Origin of the sequence: Flagellimonas amphidinii, from assembly GCF_013090115.1 — a bacterium.
GTDB lineage: Bacteria > Bacteroidota > Bacteroidia > Flavobacteriales > Flavobacteriaceae > Flagellimonas > Flagellimonas amphidinii.
Genome location: NZ_JABFNN010000037.1, coordinates 77,807 through 97,307, shown reverse-complemented (window position 1 = coordinate 97,307; position 19,501 = coordinate 77,807). Strand labels below are relative to the sequence as shown.

15 protein-coding genes and 1 tRNA gene are annotated in these 19,501 nt (G+C 37.2%); 8 read left to right on the top strand and 8 right to left on the bottom strand.

What is annotated here, in order from left to right; translation table 11 throughout:
- Window positions 1-14 precede the first annotated feature (14 nt).
- The 3 genes from HJC33_RS11200 to HJC33_RS11190 form a co-directional block, all read right to left on the bottom strand.
- Window positions 15-1,940, bottom strand: a complete 1,926-nt coding sequence (locus tag HJC33_RS11200; RefSeq protein ID WP_171658913.1) for a DUF3857 domain-containing protein — start codon at window positions 1,938-1,940, stop codon at window positions 15-17.
- Between the two features lies 1 nt (window position 1,941).
- A complete protein-coding gene (locus HJC33_RS11195; RefSeq protein WP_171658912.1) occupies window positions 1,942-5,241 on the bottom strand; it encodes a hypothetical protein in 3,300 nt (1,099 codons plus the stop codon).
- Between the two features lie 235 nt (window positions 5,242-5,476).
- The gene (locus tag HJC33_RS11190) at window positions 5,477-6,130 is read right to left on the bottom strand and encodes a recombinase family protein (protein ID WP_171658911.1); all 654 of its coding nucleotides are present in this window, start codon (window positions 6,128-6,130) and stop codon (window positions 5,477-5,479) included.
- A gap of 523 nt (window positions 6,131-6,653) precedes the next feature.
- Between HJC33_RS11190 and HJC33_RS11185 the strand changes: the two genes are divergently transcribed.
- Entirely contained in the window at window positions 6,654-7,181 is a 528-nt protein-coding gene (locus tag HJC33_RS11185) for a helix-turn-helix domain-containing protein (protein ID WP_171658910.1), read from the top strand.
- Between the two features lie 289 nt (window positions 7,182-7,470).
- Here HJC33_RS11185 and HJC33_RS11180 read toward each other — a convergent pair whose 3' ends face one another.
- Window positions 7,471-7,692, bottom strand: coding sequence for a hypothetical protein (locus tag HJC33_RS11180; protein WP_171658909.1), 222 nt, complete (start codon window positions 7,690-7,692; stop codon window positions 7,471-7,473).
- Window positions 7,693-8,803: 1,111 nt separating this feature from the next.
- Window positions 8,804-8,875 (bottom strand) — tRNA-Gln (locus HJC33_RS11175).
- Window positions 8,876-9,044: 169 nt separating this feature from the next.
- Between HJC33_RS11175 and HJC33_RS11170 the strand changes: the two genes are divergently transcribed.
- Window positions 9,045-12,380: a glycosyltransferase family 117 protein gene (locus HJC33_RS11170; RefSeq protein WP_171658908.1), complete on the top strand. Its 3,336-nt coding sequence runs from the start codon at window positions 9,045-9,047 to the stop codon at window positions 12,378-12,380.
- Between the two features lie 23 nt (window positions 12,381-12,403).
- Here HJC33_RS11170 and HJC33_RS11165 read toward each other — a convergent pair whose 3' ends face one another.
- The 3 genes from HJC33_RS11165 to HJC33_RS11155 all read right to left on the bottom strand — a co-directional run bounded on the left by HJC33_RS11165 (window position 12,404) and on the right by HJC33_RS11155 (window position 14,801).
- Window positions 12,404-12,700: a thioredoxin family protein gene (locus HJC33_RS11165; protein WP_171658907.1), complete on the bottom strand. Its 297-nt coding sequence runs from the start codon at window positions 12,698-12,700 to the stop codon at window positions 12,404-12,406.
- Window positions 12,701-12,790: 90 nt separating this feature from the next.
- The gene (locus tag HJC33_RS11160) at window positions 12,791-14,026 is read right to left on the bottom strand and encodes a metallophosphoesterase (RefSeq protein ID WP_171658906.1); all 1,236 of its coding nucleotides are present in this window, start codon (window positions 14,024-14,026) and stop codon (window positions 12,791-12,793) included.
- 55 nt (window positions 14,027-14,081) lie between these two features.
- On the bottom strand, window positions 14,082-14,801 hold the full coding sequence (locus HJC33_RS11155) for a copper homeostasis protein CutC (RefSeq protein WP_171658905.1): 720 nt from the start codon (window positions 14,799-14,801) through the stop codon (window positions 14,082-14,084).
- Window positions 14,802-14,840: 39 nt separating this feature from the next.
- Here HJC33_RS11155 and HJC33_RS11150 point away from each other — a divergent pair, with 39 nt between their 5' ends.
- From HJC33_RS11150 to HJC33_RS11125, 6 genes are all read left to right on the top strand, one after another.
- The gene (locus tag HJC33_RS11150) at window positions 14,841-15,830 is read left to right on the top strand and encodes an isoaspartyl peptidase/L-asparaginase family protein (RefSeq protein WP_171658904.1); all 990 of its coding nucleotides are present in this window, start codon (window positions 14,841-14,843) and stop codon (window positions 15,828-15,830) included.
- A 35-nt stretch (window positions 15,831-15,865) separates the two neighbouring features.
- Window positions 15,866-16,345, top strand: a complete 480-nt coding sequence (locus HJC33_RS11145; RefSeq protein ID WP_171658903.1) for a GyrI-like domain-containing protein — start codon at window positions 15,866-15,868, stop codon at window positions 16,343-16,345.
- A gap of 105 nt (window positions 16,346-16,450) precedes the next feature.
- A complete protein-coding gene (locus HJC33_RS11140; protein WP_171658902.1) occupies window positions 16,451-16,831 on the top strand; it encodes a hypothetical protein in 381 nt (126 codons plus the stop codon).
- Window positions 16,832-16,867: 36 nt separating this feature from the next.
- The gene (locus tag HJC33_RS11135) at window positions 16,868-17,527 is read left to right on the top strand and encodes a DUF4304 domain-containing protein (RefSeq protein WP_171658901.1); all 660 of its coding nucleotides are present in this window, start codon (window positions 16,868-16,870) and stop codon (window positions 17,525-17,527) included.
- A gap of 99 nt (window positions 17,528-17,626) precedes the next feature.
- Window positions 17,627-19,084, top strand: coding sequence for a TlpA family protein disulfide reductase (locus HJC33_RS11130; protein WP_171658900.1), 1,458 nt, complete (start codon window positions 17,627-17,629; stop codon window positions 19,082-19,084).
- A gap of 52 nt (window positions 19,085-19,136) precedes the next feature.
- Window positions 19,137-19,454 carry an antibiotic biosynthesis monooxygenase family protein gene (locus HJC33_RS11125; RefSeq protein ID WP_171658899.1) on the top strand — a complete coding sequence of 106 codons (318 nt, stop codon included), beginning with the start codon at window positions 19,137-19,139 and terminating at the stop codon, window positions 19,452-19,454.
- Window positions 19,455-19,501: the final 47 nt, after the last annotated feature.

Here is a 19,501-nt window from a genome sequence, read left to right as displayed (position 1 = left end):
TTTTGGAAGTTATATTATTGTTTCTTTAATACAACAACTTCTTTAAGTTGCCGCTCAATTTTTTTGGCGAGTTGATTTACCTTTTTTTGAGCATCTGAATCAAAAACCAATGTATTAAGCCGAAAGTTACGTTTATATATTATTTGATTTGAACGAAGTTCATAAGCAATGCCATAATCAAAGTATTGATTAGATAGATTTATGCCTTCAGGTAAATAATCAACTATGTAGCCCTCAGGAACATTAAATACGTATTCATACTCACCTGAATCTAAATATCTGTGTTCCAATGGAACAGTTCGATCATTATCCGTTTTTAAGTTAGATACAACAGTCCTGCCCAGATTCAAGTTAATGTAGATTTCATCCCCCAAAGTCTTGGCATAATTGGGCACATTAAAATCATATTCTACAATGAGGTTTTTATCATAACTGTATTTGTTTGTCTCAGTAAAATTGGATATTTGGAAACTATTGTTCCCCTTTTGAAAACCCGAGTTGTATATATCGAGGATTTTTGTTTTAGTATTGTTCTTTTCCAAGCGATAGAAGAGATCTATTTTCCCATAACCAGATAATTCAGATCTTGATTTTCCTTTCAAATTATTACCCTCCAGCTCAATAACAGAATGGTCTTTATAGATATTTTTTGATGGATCAATAATTGGGACTTTTTTTATCATAAATGAATCTCTTCCCATTGAGACCAATGCCTCCTTCCCTTGAATAAACGATGTAGGCATTTCCATAGGGTTGAACCTTCCTGTAGCATCCAAAAAATAAGACTTCCCTTGATACTCATAATGTAAAATCATATGATTATCTACTGATGGAGTCGGAACATTCTTATAGCTATATGGGATACTTCTTGTGCCAATCCAAGCTAGGTTTCCTTTGATATTAGCTATATCGAGCATTTTTAATAATAGACTGGAATTGTCTTTACAATCACCATACTTTTTATGAAATACTTCATTAGCTTCCCTCGGAACGAATCCACCCAAGGCATATTCGAAAGCTATGTATTTTACATTTTCTTGTACCCAATAATAAATAGCTCTTACCTTTTCAAGCTCATTTTCTTTGTCAGCCGTTAGATTTTCCACAAGCTGTACCAATTCTTTTGGCGCAGGCTCGTTATTCAAGTTTTCTACAAGGGAAAAATACCACCTGTATAAATCGGACACATCTTCAAGAAGCTTGACAGTTTTTCCATTGGTTTGATATGAAACAATTATTGGGATGATATGTGGTAAAATACTTTTATAATCGGGTGCTTTTTCCTCATACTTGAATTCATTAATGTTTTTGAGTTGCCAAGTATATATATTCTGTTTTCTAGTCTTTTTTACGGTGAATTCAACTTGGACACCCTCCATGTTAACCTCTTGAAATCTAAGGTTAATGGCATTGTCCGAAATGATAGTGAATTTGTTATTTTCAATAGGATAAAAGTTTCCTAAATAGAAGGCACTTAGAAAACGTGGGTTTTTTATTATTTGCTTATAAGTTAGTCTGGTTTTTGCTCCTTGCTCTAAACTGGGGAAAATAAAATTGATTGATTTTACATCATCGTGAAATGATCCATCCAATTCATCCTTATCCCTAAAATCGGAAACTTTTAGCTCTTCATACTTATTGTTCCTTATCACAAATGAAGAGGCCTCTATTTTTTCCAACTCGTAAAAAGAGGAATAGCTTAAAGATTGTTTTGCATCATTTTTAGCACTGTCATACAAGAATATGTCTTCTTCTAAAGACTCTTTGGATATTTTAAACTTTCCCTTGTCAAGACCAATACTCAAAACTGTCTCTTGGTTCAATCTAACAGATTGGGAGTTCGGATATTGCTCCTTATACTTTTTATAGTCAGTCGAAATTTGTGAATATGAAGTATATCCAAGCAGGAGCAAGAAAAGTGTTGTTATTCTCAGACCCATTCTATTTGGAGGTAGATGAAATAATATCGCCATCAAAGTAAACTTCTTCAAGTATTAATTTCCCGTTTTCATCATACTTTTTGGAAACACCTTCTTTGATGTTATGCAAATAGGTTTCTTCCTTTTTCAAATTACCATTCTCATAATACTCCCTTACAACGCCATTTAAATTGCCCAATTGATACTGACGTTCTTTTTTTATGTTTCCATTTGAAAAGTATTCCACTCTTTTTCCATCAATTTCTCCCTTAGCGTAATGTATCTCTTCAAGCAATTGACCTGAATAGTAATATTCTTTGTACACATTAATCAGGTTCCCATTTTTATACTCAATATCCCTTGACACCTTCCCATTATCATAGTAAGTCAACATTTTACCTGTTTCGTTCTCAATGGGAATCATTGGTAGCTCTTTAGAGTTTTCATCCAAGTAGCTGTAACCTTTTAGGCGCCCATTATCGTAAAATCTAACAAGTTGTAACTTTCCTGCTGGGCAATAAGTCTCTCTTCTACCATGTCGCTCATCATCATAAAATTCCCCCTTATTTTTTATGGTGCCATTTTTATAATAGCCGATAACATCCTTTTGGAGCTTTCCTGAGCTATAATGATTTTTGGTGTCCAGTGTTCCATCTTCATAATAATAAATGTAATCTCCCTCTAATTCTCCATATACATAATTTGCCACGGTCTCGATGTTTCCGTTATCATGGTACCAAGTTAATTTTCCATGGAGCTTTCCATTTAAATAATTGCCCTCGGACCTCTTTCTTCCATAGAAATCAAAAAATGTAAAAGGACCGTGCAATACACCGTTGACATAGGTTGTTTTGGTACTAGGTTTTTTATTTAGATGTTGATATATTAATTCATATTTTTTCTCTTCTTTTTCATAATTGATAGTATAGGAGACTTTCCCATCCATATCATAATAAACATCTTTTATTTGATTTCCGTAATTATAGATACTGGCTTGAGTTTTAAGTCCTTTTCCTGAAAAAAGCAATTGTTCTCCATGGAGCAATCCTTTATGATAAAAGTTAACTTCGGTAACAACGCCATCTGGAGCATAAGACCTCCATTCCCCATGGGTATTATTGTCCTTGTACCATCCTTGTCTGTTTATTTTTCCGCTTTTATAGTAATTTACATAATAGCCATTCAAGGTGTCATTTTTATATTGAGCAATGGACATTAGCCCTCCATCGGTATAATACGCTTTATATTCTCCTTGCAGCTTATCATCTTGGTATGTTCCCTCATCAGTCAAAACCCCATGGGAGGAATAGTATTTCCATTTACCTTTTTTACCTCCTTTGATATCATATAATCCCTCAGATTTAATTTTACCATAAGGAGAATAGCCCTTATAATAAAATTCCCCTCCTTTTTTACGGTTTTCTTCAATAATATTGCCTTCTTTGTCGAAGTACTTATAGGCAATAAACTCGCCATGACGATATTCAAAAATATAATGTAGTTTTCCGTCTACATCATAGTATTTATATTCTCCGTCCGTTTCGCTTTTATCATTATAATTAAAATCGCTTTCTACAGTGTTGTCGCTATAATAAGTCTGCCAATGCCCAACATAATTGCCTTCTGAAGTCTGTCCAACTTCTTTTGGTGAGCCATTTGGATAAAATAATTTGTAGTATCCATCAACGAAACCATTTTTACTATTCAAATCTGTATCCAAAGCTCCATTTAAATAGTATTTGGTCTCTTGACCGTGAGCCTTTCCGTCTTTAAAACTTATCTCTGAGCTTATCGTACCGGTAGGAAAGTATTTCGTATACTTGCCCTTGATGCTTCCATTTACATACAATGCTTGGGATTTTAGTAGTTCTTCACCAACATCGTGGTAAGAATAAAACTCACCATCCAATTCCCCATTTTTGAAATGCTTTTTTTGCTGCAATGCACCGTTTTTGTTATAAAGCAAATACTCTCCTTCTAAATTGTCATTCTTATAATTGGCATGAACATTTAGTTTCCCATTCTCATGATATAGAAAGTTTTTCCCATTCAATTTTCCATCTATATATTGAGCAGATTCTTTAATTTTTCCATGCGAGTTGTAGAAAATCCATTCTCCATCTCTACTACCATCAGAGTTAAATGTTCCTTTTGCTGTCAATCTTCCCTTATTATTGAACAATTCCCACGGCCCTACAACAACATTATTTTTAGTTTGACCAATGCCTTTGGTATATCCGTCTTCAAAATAATAAGTCAACGTTTCCAATTTTCCATTCTGTTGTATGGTATTGTTCTTTACAATATCTGCCCATTTCTGTTTGGATTGGTCAAAAAACTCTTGAATGTCATCTATCTTTTTTTCAATAACTTTCGCATAAGTTTCATTCTCAATGGAATATGAAAGGGTATAGCTAAAAGCATCAAAAAGGCCTTGATTCACTATCCATTGATAGTATGGGACAAACTTGGTATCCCAAAATCCACCATTACCTGAAAAGTTTTTCAAAGACTCCATAAGGGCATGGTTTTGCCTTATAAGGGCAATGTCAATTTCGTTTCCAGTTTCATACTTTTCGTTCAATGCTACTCGATTATTGATTATCAAATCAATTTCTTCGAATGACTCATCATCCTTAGAAATATTTATATCTGGATTCTTCTCATGCTTATTCTTACTTTGAACAGTAGTGTTGAGGAACTTCAAAAGGTTAAACGCGTTGCTGGCATCAGGTTCAATTAACAAGTACATATTATAAGACATTAAAGCTTGGCTAATTAATTCTTGTTTGTAACAGATATCACCCAGTTTTAAATAAACGTTTTTGTAAAAGGGATCTAGAAGGATTGTCTCTTGATATGCATTAACTGCTTCCTCCCATTTATCTGTTTTTTCTAAACAAACCCCTTTGTTGTACCATAATGTCTTATTTTGCGGAAAACGTTTCAATCCTAGTTCACAGATTTCCAGAGCTTCTTGATTTTTATCTTGCCCTAAAAGTGAAGCCACTTTGTTTACATAAAATGAACTATGTAAATCATAACAACTAGAACCAAGCCCCTCATCTGTTACTGCAATAGCCTCATCATATTTTTTTTGAGCCATTAAATAATATGATTTAGTTACCATTACTGAGCAATAGGTAGAATCATTTTTGCTAATTTTTTCTAGATAATCTACTGTTTTTTCATACTCGCCTTTTTCGATAGCTTCACCCACCTTTTCAGATACAGAATCATAATCTATGAAAGGGATTTTTTCTTGGGCTGAACTGAGAAGACTAAAAAACAGGGTTGATAGTAGGAGTAGGTATTTCTTCATTTCTCAAATATAAAAAAGCACCTGATAATTCCACTATTGTTGTAAGGAATTTCGATGTCAAAAGGAATAATTTCGATTAAACTTATTTCACTTGGATTATTAAGGGCTAGATCAAATTCCAAGATGTTTTTTGCTTTCGAATATTCTCTAATTTCAGTTTTTAAACATGTCATTTCCTCAGAAAAATATTGAATAGTTTTTCTGTGGTTTTTATGCATTCACTCTATTATTTGTGTTAATGATTGAAACAAATAGCTTTATCTATACTTTGTTTCTTATCCCAAAACAATTTACCACACTCTTTACAAGTTCTTCTGCCTTGATAAGCTAAATATTTATAAAGAGTTCTTTTCGACCCAACTTCAATTAATTTCATAATCTCTTCAATACTAAGCTTATTATCGCGATAATACTTCTCCGCAAGAATGGCCTTATGCTGGGCTTTTTTGCTCAACCCAGGTTGCCTCCCTAATCTTACCCCTCTTCTCCTTGAACTTTCGAGACCGGCTCTTGTTCTCTCTATGATGATATCTCTCTCGAGTTGGGCAATGGAGGCAAACAAGTTGAATACAAATCTTCCATGAGGTGAAGATGTATCAATGAAATTCTCTTGGATGCTTTTAAAGTGTATACCCTTTTTCTCAAAATCTTCGATGAGCTTCACCAAATGTGATAGGCTTCTAGCAATTCGGTCCATCTTCCAGACGACAATTGTGTCGCCCTCCCTTAACTTGGAAAGCAATTCGTCTAAGCCCTTACGTTCACTTTTTGCTCCAGACGAAATATCAGCATAGATATTATTCGGTTTGATACCTTCCTTCAAAAAAGCGTCAACCTGTAAATCATGTTTTTGAGAATTTGTACTCACCCTTGCATAACCAAATGTCATTCTATGTCATTTAAACGTATACAAGGTAAACTTTAAAGGTGTACGGTTAAAGTAAACTTACTAGGAGTAATGAACAAGTTTGGAAACAAAAGTTTACAAAAACGGTGGATTTATGACAGCATGTTGACCCCGTATGACAGCTACCCTTCCACTAGGCCTTTAAGTATGTCCAATTTTTGGTGAAAAAAGGTTTGGATGTAAATGATTTGTTCAAGTAATCAAGAGAACCGTATTTGTTGGAATTGATTATTTTTGGATTAAGAAGTTCTTTTTGACGAGGGGACTTCCCGATTATTTGACAAGAAAGGGATCCTTTCGGATCCCTTTCATATTGACGAGTTAGACTACATAGGATTATTTGATAATAGGGAGGGGAAATTCCCCTCTCTTATTAGAAACCAATCCCACTTTTTGACGAGTATCAGCAACTGCTGAAAATTGATTATTTGAAAAAGGTAGACAAGAATATTATTTTTTAATTTAAAAACCAAATTATAATATAGTATTTTGTCATATTTATTGTTTGGAAATACACGAGAAAATACGGCTGATCAGAAAACTACTGGGTTTAACTCAAGTAGAAATGGCCAATAAATTAAATATTTCTCAAAATGAAGTTTCCAAAATGGAGTCAGGAAGCCGCAAGTTTGTCGCAAACAATTACATAGATTTTTTACTTGAAGAAGGTTTCGAATTAAATGATTTTTTTGATGAGTCCATTGAGGGTGTTCGCCGAAAAGGAAAAAATAAGACTGGTTTACACTTAGAATCAGATTCCCTGCACACCAAAAATCTTCCAAAAAAAAATAAGCCGAAGAAAATTCTTTTAGATCATGAGTTCTTACTTAGAACCGATGAAGTAGGAGAATTGGTAATGTTTTTGAATGGGGATTATAAAGATTTAAAGAAGCATCCCCTGTTTAAGCTGTTTTTCTATAAAATTGAAAAAGAAGCTGTCATCAATTACAAAGAATGGTTGATCAATGAACTTAACCAAGAAACTTTCACAAAGGAGGAATTGATAAAAAAGCTTTTGACAAAATCCGGCTGATTGACTAAATTCTAATCCATTCAAGATATTCACATTCTGGATTTTTTTTAGCATTTGGGAACAAATGCAAGGAACGACTTGACAGTCTTGGTTTATCTTCAGTTTTACCCTATTGTGTCCGGTTCCCGGGCCAATATCTTTCCCTGGCAAACAAATAAGTAGATGATTTTAACTAGAGAACCTGGTCCCTATAGCTGATAGCCATCCCAGCTTGTAGATGAACGGCGCGGTGTGCCTCCAATTATAAAAAAAGCTCCCTTTCGGGAGCCTTTCTGGTTTGGCATTGGAACTATTCTTCCACTTGTCCATTTTCCTTGGATTCGATGGGATATAGATTTGCCCAAACCTCACCCTTACTGTTGGGTAGTGGGTAGGCGGTTAATTTCAGGCTTTGGTGCCCATTTTCGTTTTCGAAGATAACCCCTACTTCTTGATAGGATCTCTTTTCCTCGCCTTTGTCGTTTTTGAATGTTCCTGTTGTCTGTACTACTTTGAATTTTGCTGTAAACATGATTTTTGGTTTTATGTTAAACTTCATTTACATGCAGCAATAAGGATGCGAACCGTTCCAATTGGCCCGGGGCCATGAGCTTGCGATCTGGCAAAAAAAATCTCGACATGGGAGGGATTTATTTTGTGGACCCGAAAAGGACAATTGGGACAGCATCCAACATTTGTATGGAAATGATGGTTGTTAATACAGAAAACCCGAAAAGCATACAACAAAATCAAAAATGGGACAACTGGCACAAAACCACGAAACCAGGTAAAGGAGAAAATTATCTATATTTGTCGTGCATGTGAGGAAGGACAAAGCGGCAACGTGGGAACGACCGTGAGAAGCGCCGAAAGTCATGTGACGGAAGCAAAAGCCTTCTAAGAAAGCAGCACAAAAGTGCTGCTTTTTTCTTTTTTTAAGACCTTTTGTGAGGTTTTCTCCCTTCTTTTGGTATACCACTAGGGCTTCCGCGAAAAAAGCCATCAAAACCCCTTAAAATCATTTTTTTGTTTTCTTGCATTTGTTCCCAAATGCTAAAAAAAATCCAAAATGAAAGTGACCGATATTTTAATACGAGCCGGGAAGGCGAAGTATAAAAATTGAGACCTTTTTTAAAAGCCTCGCGGCGTTTGAGCAGGGAGGTGGGTGGGCTTTAATGCTCTTAAAGTTCCCTTATTTCGAATTGTGAAGAATTTATATAATTATAATATAATTAGGGGGTTTGTAACTTGTTGTTTACCAAATAGATACAACACCTAAAGTGTGTTTTGTTTCTCACAAAGTGTGTTTTGTTTCTCACAAAGTGTGTTGTGTTTACCATAACATTTCGTTATTTTTATAACTTTAGGTTTGTTAAACATTGATTATCAATTAATTACTGAATAAAAACAACGTATTTTTAGACTTTAACAAAATTCGATGATTTTTCCTAAAGTGTGTTTTGTTTCCCTAAAGTGTTCTATTTTTCCGATCAGTGATGGCGCGGGTTCCCCAGTGGTGGTGGGCCTAAAGTGTGTTTTGTTTCCCAAAATGAATTTTTTAATCCATTTGAAGAATTTGACCCACTTTTTGCCCCATTAAAAACAAAAACCCCTATATTTAGGGGCTTAAGAGAGTTTTTATGTTGGCCTACAAGGACTCGAACCTTGAACGACTGAACCAAAATCAGCTGTGTTACCAATTACACCATAGGCCAATACCGTAATTGAGCGTGCAAATTTATAACAAACTTTTGCTTCTACAAATAATTTCTGAAGAATACATCCTATTTTTCTACCTGTTTGCTGTTAAAGCTTTTGCAAAATTGGACAACCTTCTCTCTTATATTTACTAAATTCGCCCCAACTCGGTTAACAACCATCCATATGTTTGCAAAAGACTTTAAAAAATGGGATACCATCCTTGGATGGGCTTCCTTCCTTATAGCACTTATCGTATATGCACTTACCGTAGAACCCACAGGAAGTTTTTGGGATGCAGGGGAATACATTACCACTTCCGCAAAATTACAGGTAGGCCACCCTCCTGGCGCTCCACTTTTACAAATGATCGGAGCCTTTTTTGCCATGTTTGCCTTCAACGACTCCTCTAAAGTAGCCTTGATGGTAAATGCGGTTTCCATTGTATCCAGTGCTTTTGCGGTTTTATTTACTTTTTGGACCATAACCAACCTCACCCGAAAGCTCATTGCTAAAAAGAAAGCCGTTACCAACAGCAGAGCTATTGCCATTTTTGGCAGTGGCCTAGTAGGTGCATTGGCTTTTACTTTTTCTGATAGTTTTTGGTTCAATGCTGTAGAGACAGAGGTTTATGCCATGGCAAGCCTTATTATGGCACTACTGCTATGGATGGGACTTAAATGGACAGACAATTTGGATGAACCTCGAGGCCATCGCTGGTTATTGCTCATCTGTTTTGTCATAGGGCTTACCTTCGGAATTCAGTTTATGGGCTTTTTGGCCATTCCTTCCATTGGGCTCTTGTTCTATTTCACAAAATACAAGAAGACGACAGTAAAGGGCTTTTTATTGGCCAACTTGGCAGTTATCGGTATTTTGATATTGGTCTATAAATTTTCGCTCACCTATGTTTTAAAATTGTTTGGATGGAGTGAAGTGTTCTTTATCAATGATGTTGGACTTCCCTTTAACTCGGGAACGATTATTATGGGACTCATTTTTATAGCCGCCTTTTATTTTGCACTTCGATATACCAGAAAAAACGATTTCCATACAGGAAACATTATCGTGCTGTGCTTAATGTTCTTGATTTTAGGTTTCTCTTCTTGGTTGATGTTGCCTATAAGAGCCAATGCCAATACAGTAGTGAACGAAAACAATCCTTCGGATGCCCGTTCCCTTTTGGCTTACTACAATCGTGAACAGTACCCAGGTGTGGACAGTCCGGTTTATGGCGCTTATTATTCAGATACGTTTGCTCCTGCTGGAGAGGACAAAGACGACCGTCCCAAATATGAAAAGGATGAAAAGTTGGGCAAATACGTCATCGTAAACAATTACAAGGATGCTATTCAAGGCCCCAATAAAAAACATGTGGGAATATTGCCTAGAATGTGGAGCGACCAACATGCGGAAAACTACATTCGATATTTTGGGGAACTGGATTTCCGTATCAAATCAGAATACATCTCCAACAATGATTTACGACAAGCTGTAAGTCAATTTAAAACAGCTTACCAACAAGGGGAACTGGACGCAGAACAATACATCCGTTTTTTACGTGAATTTGATGAATACATAGAAGTTCAACCTCCCACCCTTTGGCAAAATGTGCGCTACCTTTTCCAGTTCCAGTTTGGTTATATGTACATGCGCTACTTCATGTGGAATTTTGTAGGGAGAGAGAACGATGTACAGGGACGTTATGATGATAATGGAAATTGGCTCAGTGGAATTGGGTTTATCGATAGTATAAGATTGGGCAGTCAGGACAATTTGCCTTCGGATTGGAAAAATAATAAAGCCCGAAACACCTATTTCTTCCTTCCCTTATTATTGGGAATAATTGGTATTGTATTTCAAATTTCCAAGAACCCGAAACATTTTTGGGTACTGTTCGTGTTTTTTATGTTCACCGGATTAGCCATTCAATTCTATACCAACCCCTATATTTTCCAACCTAGGGAACGAGACTATTCCTTGGTGGGCTCTTTCTACGTGTTCTGTATTTGGATTGGTCTTGGTGTATACGGACTGTACGATGAGTTTCGGAAATTCCTATCGGCAAAAATTGCCGCCCCGGCCATCACAACACTCTGCTTATTGGCCGTACCGCTATTGATGGCCTTTCAAAACTGGGACGATCATGATAGATCTGGAAGATATACCGCCCAGTCCACCGCAAAAGCCTATTTGGATTCCTGTCAGGAAGATGTCGGTGCCATTTTGTTCACCATAGGCGACAATGATACTTTTCCGTTGTGGTATGCCCAAGAAATTGAAGGTCACCGCACGGATGTTCGCATTGTGAACACCAGTCTTTTTGCCACGGATTGGTATATTGACCAAATGAAGCGAAAAGCTTATGAAAGCAATCCTATCCCTTCCCAACTGACGCATGACAAATATCGATATGGATCTAGAGATGCCGTGTACTACCAAGGCATTACCGAAAGCAGATGGGATATTAAGGATTTTATGAATTGGATCGGTAGTGATAAACCTCAGACCAAGTTTAGATATCTGTTGGAAAAACAGGGTGCCGATTTAAGCAATTACCCAGAGAGCAACTTGGATATTGTATTCTACCCAACCAACAAAATCAGGATTCCCGTCAACAAAAAGAACGTTTTGGAAAGTGGCTTGGTCAAGGAAAAGGATTCTGCACTTATCGTGGATTACATCGATATTGACCTGCCTAAAAGTGCGCTCCCCAAAAACCGTATTTTGATGTTGGATCTTATTGCCAACAACGATTGGAAAAGACCCATCTATTTTTCTGGTGGAAGTTTCGATCGTGCAGAATACATTTGGATGAAGGATTATCTACAGCTGGATGGTCTCACCTATAAACTGGTTCCTATTCGCACTAAAAATGAAAGCTCTTTTGAAATGGGCCGTATTGATACGGACTTGATGTACGATGTGGTCCAAAAATGGGATTGGGGCAATTCTGGCAGTCACGAAATCTACCATGACCCTCAAACACGCTCACAAGGACTTTCCTTCCGAAGTAATTTGGCCCGTTTAACGGAAACCTTGATTGCAGAAAATAAAATAGACAAAGCCAAGGACATTATTGAAATTGCCATGACCAACATGCCTGTGGAATACTATGGATTCTATGCCTTTGTAGAACCTTTTGTGGATGGCTATTATAAAGTAGGTGAAACCGAAAAGGCGAGAGAGTTGTTTGAAAAACTGAAAAAAGTCTATCAAGAGCGATTGGAATATTATGCTGGCATTCCTTTGGATGAGCAATATGAAAAACTTGACGATATCTTGGCTGATATGCAAGCCTACCGAAGAAATATCGATATTCTAATTGAAAACAGGGACAAGGATTTAGCCGAAGCTGAAACTTTGATTTTTAACGAATACATCGATAAGTTTTCCACATTTATGGGAGGTGAGGAAGAAGATATATTCGAAGAACCTGAAAGCCCAGACCCCGACATTGAGGATTCCATTGCCTTGGACACCATTGAAGCTGTCCAGGATTCAGCAGTTTTGCAACAATAAAGAAGCGAGGGTAAAACCTCGCTTTATATATATTCGTTCAAGATGCCTATTAGCGTATTGGCGTCCTGTTCACCACTCTGCCGCCAGACCATTTCACCCTTTTTGTAAATCATTAATGTAGGCAAACCTTTGATTCTCAATGCCTGAGAAAGCTCTTTGTTTTTATCTACATCAATTTTAATTACTTTACCCTTGTCTCCGAGGGCCGCGGCAACATCGCGCAAAACGGGGTGCATGGAAGTGGATTGTTCGTTCCACTCTGCGTAAAAGTCCAACAGTACTGGGACACCTATATCTATGAGTTCACCAAATTTAGACATGTGTATTCTCTGGTTTACCAGCCAAAAGTAAGAAAATTTGTTAAAGTTTTACATGAAGTCAATGCTTTACCGTATTGACCCTCGTTAAATTCACGTTAAAGCTTTCTTTTTTAAAGTAATCACAGAAATCTCTGGCATTATTCCAACCCTTCCTGGGTAGCCAATAAATCCAAAGCCACGGTTTACGTTGATGAACTGCCCCAACTCCTTATAAAGTCCGGCCCAATACTTATAGCGCCATTTTACAGGACTCCATTTTACCCAGCCTGGAATTTCAACCCCAAACTGCATCCCGTGGGTATGTCCGCTCAAAGTCAGGTGAAAGTGATAATCGTCTTTAAGCACAACATCTTCCCAATGCGAAGGATCGTGACTCAACAATATTTTAAAATCATCTTTAGAAATACCAGCTTTGGCCATATTGAGATCACCCGCTTTTTTAAATCCCCCTCTACCCCAGTTTTCTACTCCAACCAAGGCAATTTTTTGACCATCTTTTTCCAAATAACGATGAGAGTTCAAAATCAAATCAAAGCCCATTTCTTTTTGCAAAGCTTTCAAGTCTTCTAGATTTTGAGCTTTGGCTTCCTCGGTCTTCCAACTGGTATAATCCCCGTAGTCATGGTTTCCCAAGACAGAAAACAAGCCATCTTTAGCTTCAAGCCTTGAAAAAATAGTCTTCCACGGCACCATTTCAGAAGTCTTATCATTGACCATATCCCCAGTGAAAAATATGACATCACTTTTTTGGGCATTGATCAGGTCAATACCATAGGACACTTTTTCTCTATCATCAAAACTACCACTGTGCACATCAGAAATCTGTGTGATTTGGTATCCATCAAAAGCATCTGGAAGATCATCAAACTCCACCTCGTATTTTAGAACCTGATAATTGTATTTACCGCGATACATACCATAGAGCAAAGCTCCAAACGGAATGGAGGCCAAACCTACGGCAATGGCACTCACAAACTTTCTACGCGATGGGAAATGACCTGTTTTAGATTCTGATAATCCCGCAACTTTATGGTATCCGAAAGCCAATAAGCGACCGATATCCTCCAACAACATAAAAGAACCCAGCACCACCGCCAACAGAAAAAATGAAAAGAAAATTCCGGATGCCACTGCGACCGTTCCCTTAAATCCATCACCTGGTTGATAAGCCAGCACTTTGATAATCAAAAACAACAAAGCACCCAAGAAAAGAACTCCGTAGGCCCACTGTGCCCATTGATTTTTAAACACCGTTCGGAAAGCTTGAAAGCCATAAATGGCCATCACAACATAGATCAGGGATAATATTATTACGAATCGAGGCATATCAATCTTTTTGCAAAACTATTGGTAATCTGTTGAAATCAGGGTTGTTTTAAATTTATTTAACGGTTTGCACCACCTGATTCACAAGTGCCTCACTGGTTTGGGGCACTTCGTTTTCCACCCAATGTTTGGACGAGTTCATACTGATATTGTTACCCAAATCCACAGAATTAACAAAATGTGTGCCCGACAAATGGATGGCGCTTAATCCCGCTTCTTGAAATAAGGCAGCATTTTTGGGTGCAACTCCTCCTCCTGCCATGATGGTCATTGCAGAATCCTTTTGCCATTGTTTCAGGTTTTCAATCCCTAAAACAGCCGATTCATAGGTCCCAGAGGTCAGTATCGTATTCACACCTATTGCTTCCAACTGCCTTAAGGCAAGCTCTGGTTCTACTATCCAATCAAAAGCACGATGAAACGTAAAGTGCAAAGGCTTGGTCAGTTCCACCAACTCTTTTGTGCGCTCAATGTCCACAGAAAAGTCTTTCATCAAGATTCCTGAAACAATTCCATCAACACCCAATTCCTTGCATCGTTCAATATCTGCCTTCATGACCTCAAACTCCATATCGGAATACACAAAGTGGCCGCTTCTGGGCCGAATCAATACATGTACTGGAATTTCAACCTCTTTTTTTACCATTTCTAGGAATCCAAAAGAAGGTGTAACTCCTCCAACACTAAGTTCGGAACATAGTTCAATACGGTCTGCTCCGGCCTTTTGCGCATTAATTGCCGATTCCAAAGAATTGGCACAAACTTCTACCAGCATTTGGCTATCTTTAATTCCCTAAAATTAAACAACCAGTTAATGAAAAGACGCAAATTCCTTAAAAATTCTGGGCTAACTACAGCCGGATTCTTATCAACGCCTATTTTGGGTTCCTGTAAAACCGAAAACAAAGTAGAGCCTGAGGCTTCCACTCTCCCCTCTATACGACCTATCACGGTCTGTACCTGGAACTTCCAAAATGCCACTGCCAAGGCATGGGAAGTATTGAATGCTGGAGGCAATGCACTGGATGCTGTGGAACAAGGAGTAAGAGTGGAGGAGGCAGATGTAACCAATGAAACGGTTGGCAAAGGCGGTAGACCAGACCGCGATGGGAATGTGACCTTGGATGCCTGCATCATGGATAAAGATGGTAACTGCGGCTCAGTGGTCTATCTTCAAAATATTGCACATCCAGTTTCCGTAGCCCGAAAGGTGATGGAAGAGACCCCACATATTATTTTGGCGGGCAGAGGGGCAGAAAAATTCGCTTACGAACAAGGTTTTCAAAAGGAGGACCTTTTTACCGAAAGTACCCGTAAGCAATATGAAGAATGGAAAAAAACCTCAAAATACGAGACCACCATCAATATAGAAAATCACGATACCATTGGTATGCTGGCCATTGATAAAAACGGGGACATTGCCGGAGCTTGTACCACTAGTGGTATGGCCTACAAAGTAGCTGGGCGCGTGGGTGACTCTCCCATTATTGGTGCCGGACTATTTGTGGACAATGAAGTAGGTGGCGCAACGGCCACTGGGGTTGGTGAAGAAGTCATCAGAACCGTAGGCAGTTTTTTGATCGTGGAATTGATGCGGCAAGGCATGAGTCCGCAGGAAGCTTGTGAAGAAGGCGTAAAACGTATCATGAAAAAGAACGAAGGTCGAAAAGATTTCCAGATTGGTTTTTTGGCCATTAACAAACAAGGAGAAACTGGTGGTTATTGTGTACATCCCGGGTTTACCTATCGCGAATACACCGAAAATGGCCATGAAAACAATTCCGTAAAAAGTTTTTATTCGTAAAGCTTTTTTTTGACATCCATTTTAAAACCCCTTGCATGACTCCCAGGATTGAACAATTGAAAGCGAAAAAGTTGGTGGGACATTACATAAAAATGAGTCTCACAGAAAATAAAACAGGGATACTTTGGAGGGATTTCTTGCCCAAAATCAAGGAAATTCCAAAACGGATTTCCCAGGATAAGATTTCCATGCAAATTTACCCAGCGAACTATTACTCAGCATTCAATCCCAATACGGAATTTGAAAAATGGGCAACTGTTGAAGTTGAAGATTTTGAAAACATCCCAGATGGAATGAGCGCTTTTAACTTGGAAGGAGGTTTATATGCCATTTTCGATTATAAAGGTTCAAGTTCTGACACCTCTATATTTGAATACATTTTTGGGGAATGGTTTCCTTCCTCTGGTTTTCAAATTGATGATAGGCCCCATTTTGAAGTTCTTGGGAAAAACTACAAAAACAATGACCCAGACTCCGAAGAAGAAATTTGGATACCTGTTAAGGCAAATAGATGAATTATAAATTCTTTTGGAATTGATCCCCTCCAAGATTCCACGGATAGAGAAAAATGGGAATATTTTACAGATTGGCGTGTTAAAAGGAGAATTTAAAACAATTTAATGTACCAAAGTATTTTTGCCATACTACTAGTTATGTTCGTAAGCTGTTCAACTAACAAGATTTCAGAAGAACAAGCGATTCGAATTGCTGAGAAATTTATAGTCCAAAATGGCTATACAAACTCAGAAATTAAAATTGACACGAATCAAATTGCTGCTGATTTTGGAGAAACGCAGATGTCAAAAGATAGAATTCTAGAGCTACGCTACAATACTTTGGAGCCACACGTTTCTTTCAAGAGTAAAAAAATGGGGAAATGGACTTTTGGTTTTCGAAACTCGCGTGACTCTTCCAGATATCAATTAGTTAAATTAAGTGGCAATGGCAAAAAAATTTGGGTTGTACACCAAGATGTCAAGGTCGAACAAATTCAAAATTAAAAGTTCAAAAAAACGATGATCAAGTAAATTTAATAAATGAATTCATCCAAATTCAAAAGACTCGTAAACAAACATTTTGCTCCAACGGTCAAGGAAATTGGCTGGGTTGGAAGCGGTTTCAACTATAGAAGAACCAATGAAAATCATGTAATAGACTATTTTGGAATGTACGGTAGTTGGATGGGAGGCAGAATTTATTGTGAAATGGGGGTTCATTTTGATTTTTTACCCCTTTATGAGCATGACAAGCCGATTGAAAAAAAGAGTGTTACCGAGTGTTTATTTAGAGAACGACTCTCAGTAGGAACGTGGGAGTTTTACACAGAGGAGGAAAGGAACATAAAACAGGTTGAAAGCATATTAGAAACATTTCTAAGGGATAGCTCCAAGTTTTATTCAGATTTTGAGAATTTTCCTGTTCCTTTTGACAAGATATCTGTTGAACACCTCAGAAATGACAAACACTACAAATTACTGGACAAATATGAGATATTCAACAAGCGGATTTTTGCTCGGTTAATGAAGGATATCCACCTGTTTCTTGGGAATATTGATAAAGCCAAAGATTTTTCGGAATATGGAATTGAACGAGTAAATGAACTGGCAAAAGAAATGTTGGTAGGGAGAAAAACTAAAACCTATCGCTTAACTGAAGAAACTTTTAGAATGGAAATTGAAAATCTTCGATTGAAATGAAACTTTAAAGAAAAGTTTATTTAAACGATCCAAACCATTGGCAAATATTTAGATTCAACATGTCCTATTCATCTAAGATGTTTTTAAACAGAAAAAATTATGAAAAGAAAGACGGTATATATTTTGACCCTTATTTTGCTAATTTGTTGTAAAAATGAAGGCCCTTCAAATATAAGTGCCCAAAGTCTTTCTCCGAAAATCGATGGCAGAATAACAGGCTTTGATGATAGCATTAAACTGCTCAGTATGAATAGGTCATATGCTATCGAATTGGATTCTTCGGGTTATTTTTCCAAGGAATTAACAAGAGAAGATGTAGGTAACTATACTTTGTTCGTAGGAACGGAAACCAGGATTCCACTATATATCGGAGATCACACAAACTTGAACATTAAAATTAGCTTTGATAGTTCAAGAAGCCCGCAACCAAATTCAATTGAGTATAGTGGAACCAATATTGACGAAACCAAATTACTGTATGAATTGTTTCTAAGGGAGCCCATCAATCAATACACTGTGGAGCATTATAAGCAAAAATATTTGCCCATGGTGTACTCCAAAAACCCTTCAGAATTTGAGGCTTATCAGCTTGAACAATTGGAAAGCGTCTCTGATTTTATTTCGCAAAACAAAGAGGGCCATGAACTAAATCCCGATTTCTTAGAACAGTTGAAATTGAGCAATTTGCTGAAGTACAATCGTAATTTCAGACAATATCAGGACTTGCATAACCATTTCTTGCCACAAAATGCCGTCAAAGTCCAAGCTCCCGAAAACTTCCAAAATTATTTTGCCAAGGAAATTCCCGAGAATGATATGGAACTGTATCAAAGGAATCCTGTCTATAGAGGTTATTTAATGGAAAAGTACCATAACATGATGGCCCAAACCTTGGGGCCAAAAGGGGAGTACTTAGATTATTTTAAGGCGAAAGTGGCTGTTTTGAAGAGTTCGGATTTTCCAGAAAAAATAAAACAGGACTTTTTTAATGGATTTGTGATTGATTATATGAACACAGAAAGCAAGGACATCAAAACATATCTGGAAATTATCATTTCCAGATATGTGAAGGATTCCGCTAGCTTAGAACGATATATGGACTTTAAGAAAAGAGAGGCAACTTTGGCAAATGGCGATAAGGCCCCCGATTTTACCTATCCCGACATGAAGGGAAAGCCCGTTTCATTAAGGGACTTTAAGGGATTTGTTGTCTATATTGATTTATGGGCTACCTGGTGCACCCCATGTTTACAAGAAATGCCCAGCATGAAAAAGCTCAAAGAAACATATCGTGGAGAAGAGGTTGTATTCTTAGGCATCTCGTTCGATGAAAATGTGAATCGTTGGAAAGATATGGTTTCCAAAAACAAGAACAATCTATTCAATGGAATTCAACTATCTGCCGGGGCTCTTGAAAATGAAATCAGTAAAGACTATAACGTAAACGGAATTCCGCACTATATTTTGATTGGCCGTGACGGAAATATTGTTCAGAAAAAGGCACTTCGTCCCTCAGATCCAAAATTGGTACACCTAATTGATGGATTACTGGATTAGTTTAGATTCAATTAATTATTAGAATAGTTCAAATAAACGATAATTTCAAAAAATGTTTGCGGTAATATATCAATTCAAAGTAATTGAAAACAAAGAAGCTGATTTTATCAAGTCTTGGAAAAAATTTACGGAACTTATATACCAATATGAGGGGAGTTTAGGCTCAAGGCTTCACAAACAAAAAGATGGAAATTACATAGCTTACGCTCAATGGCCTAATCGAGATATTTGGAGTAATTCAGGGAAGAATTTACCAGATAAAGCCAAGGAGGCAGGGAATGCAATGCGAGAATCTTGCTCAAAGATTGAAGTGCTTTTTGAATTAGAGAATATTGAAGATTTATTAAAAAATGATACTTGGACACAATGAACAATTATTGTGTTACCTGTGAGGTTAAAAATCAAAACAGCAGTATA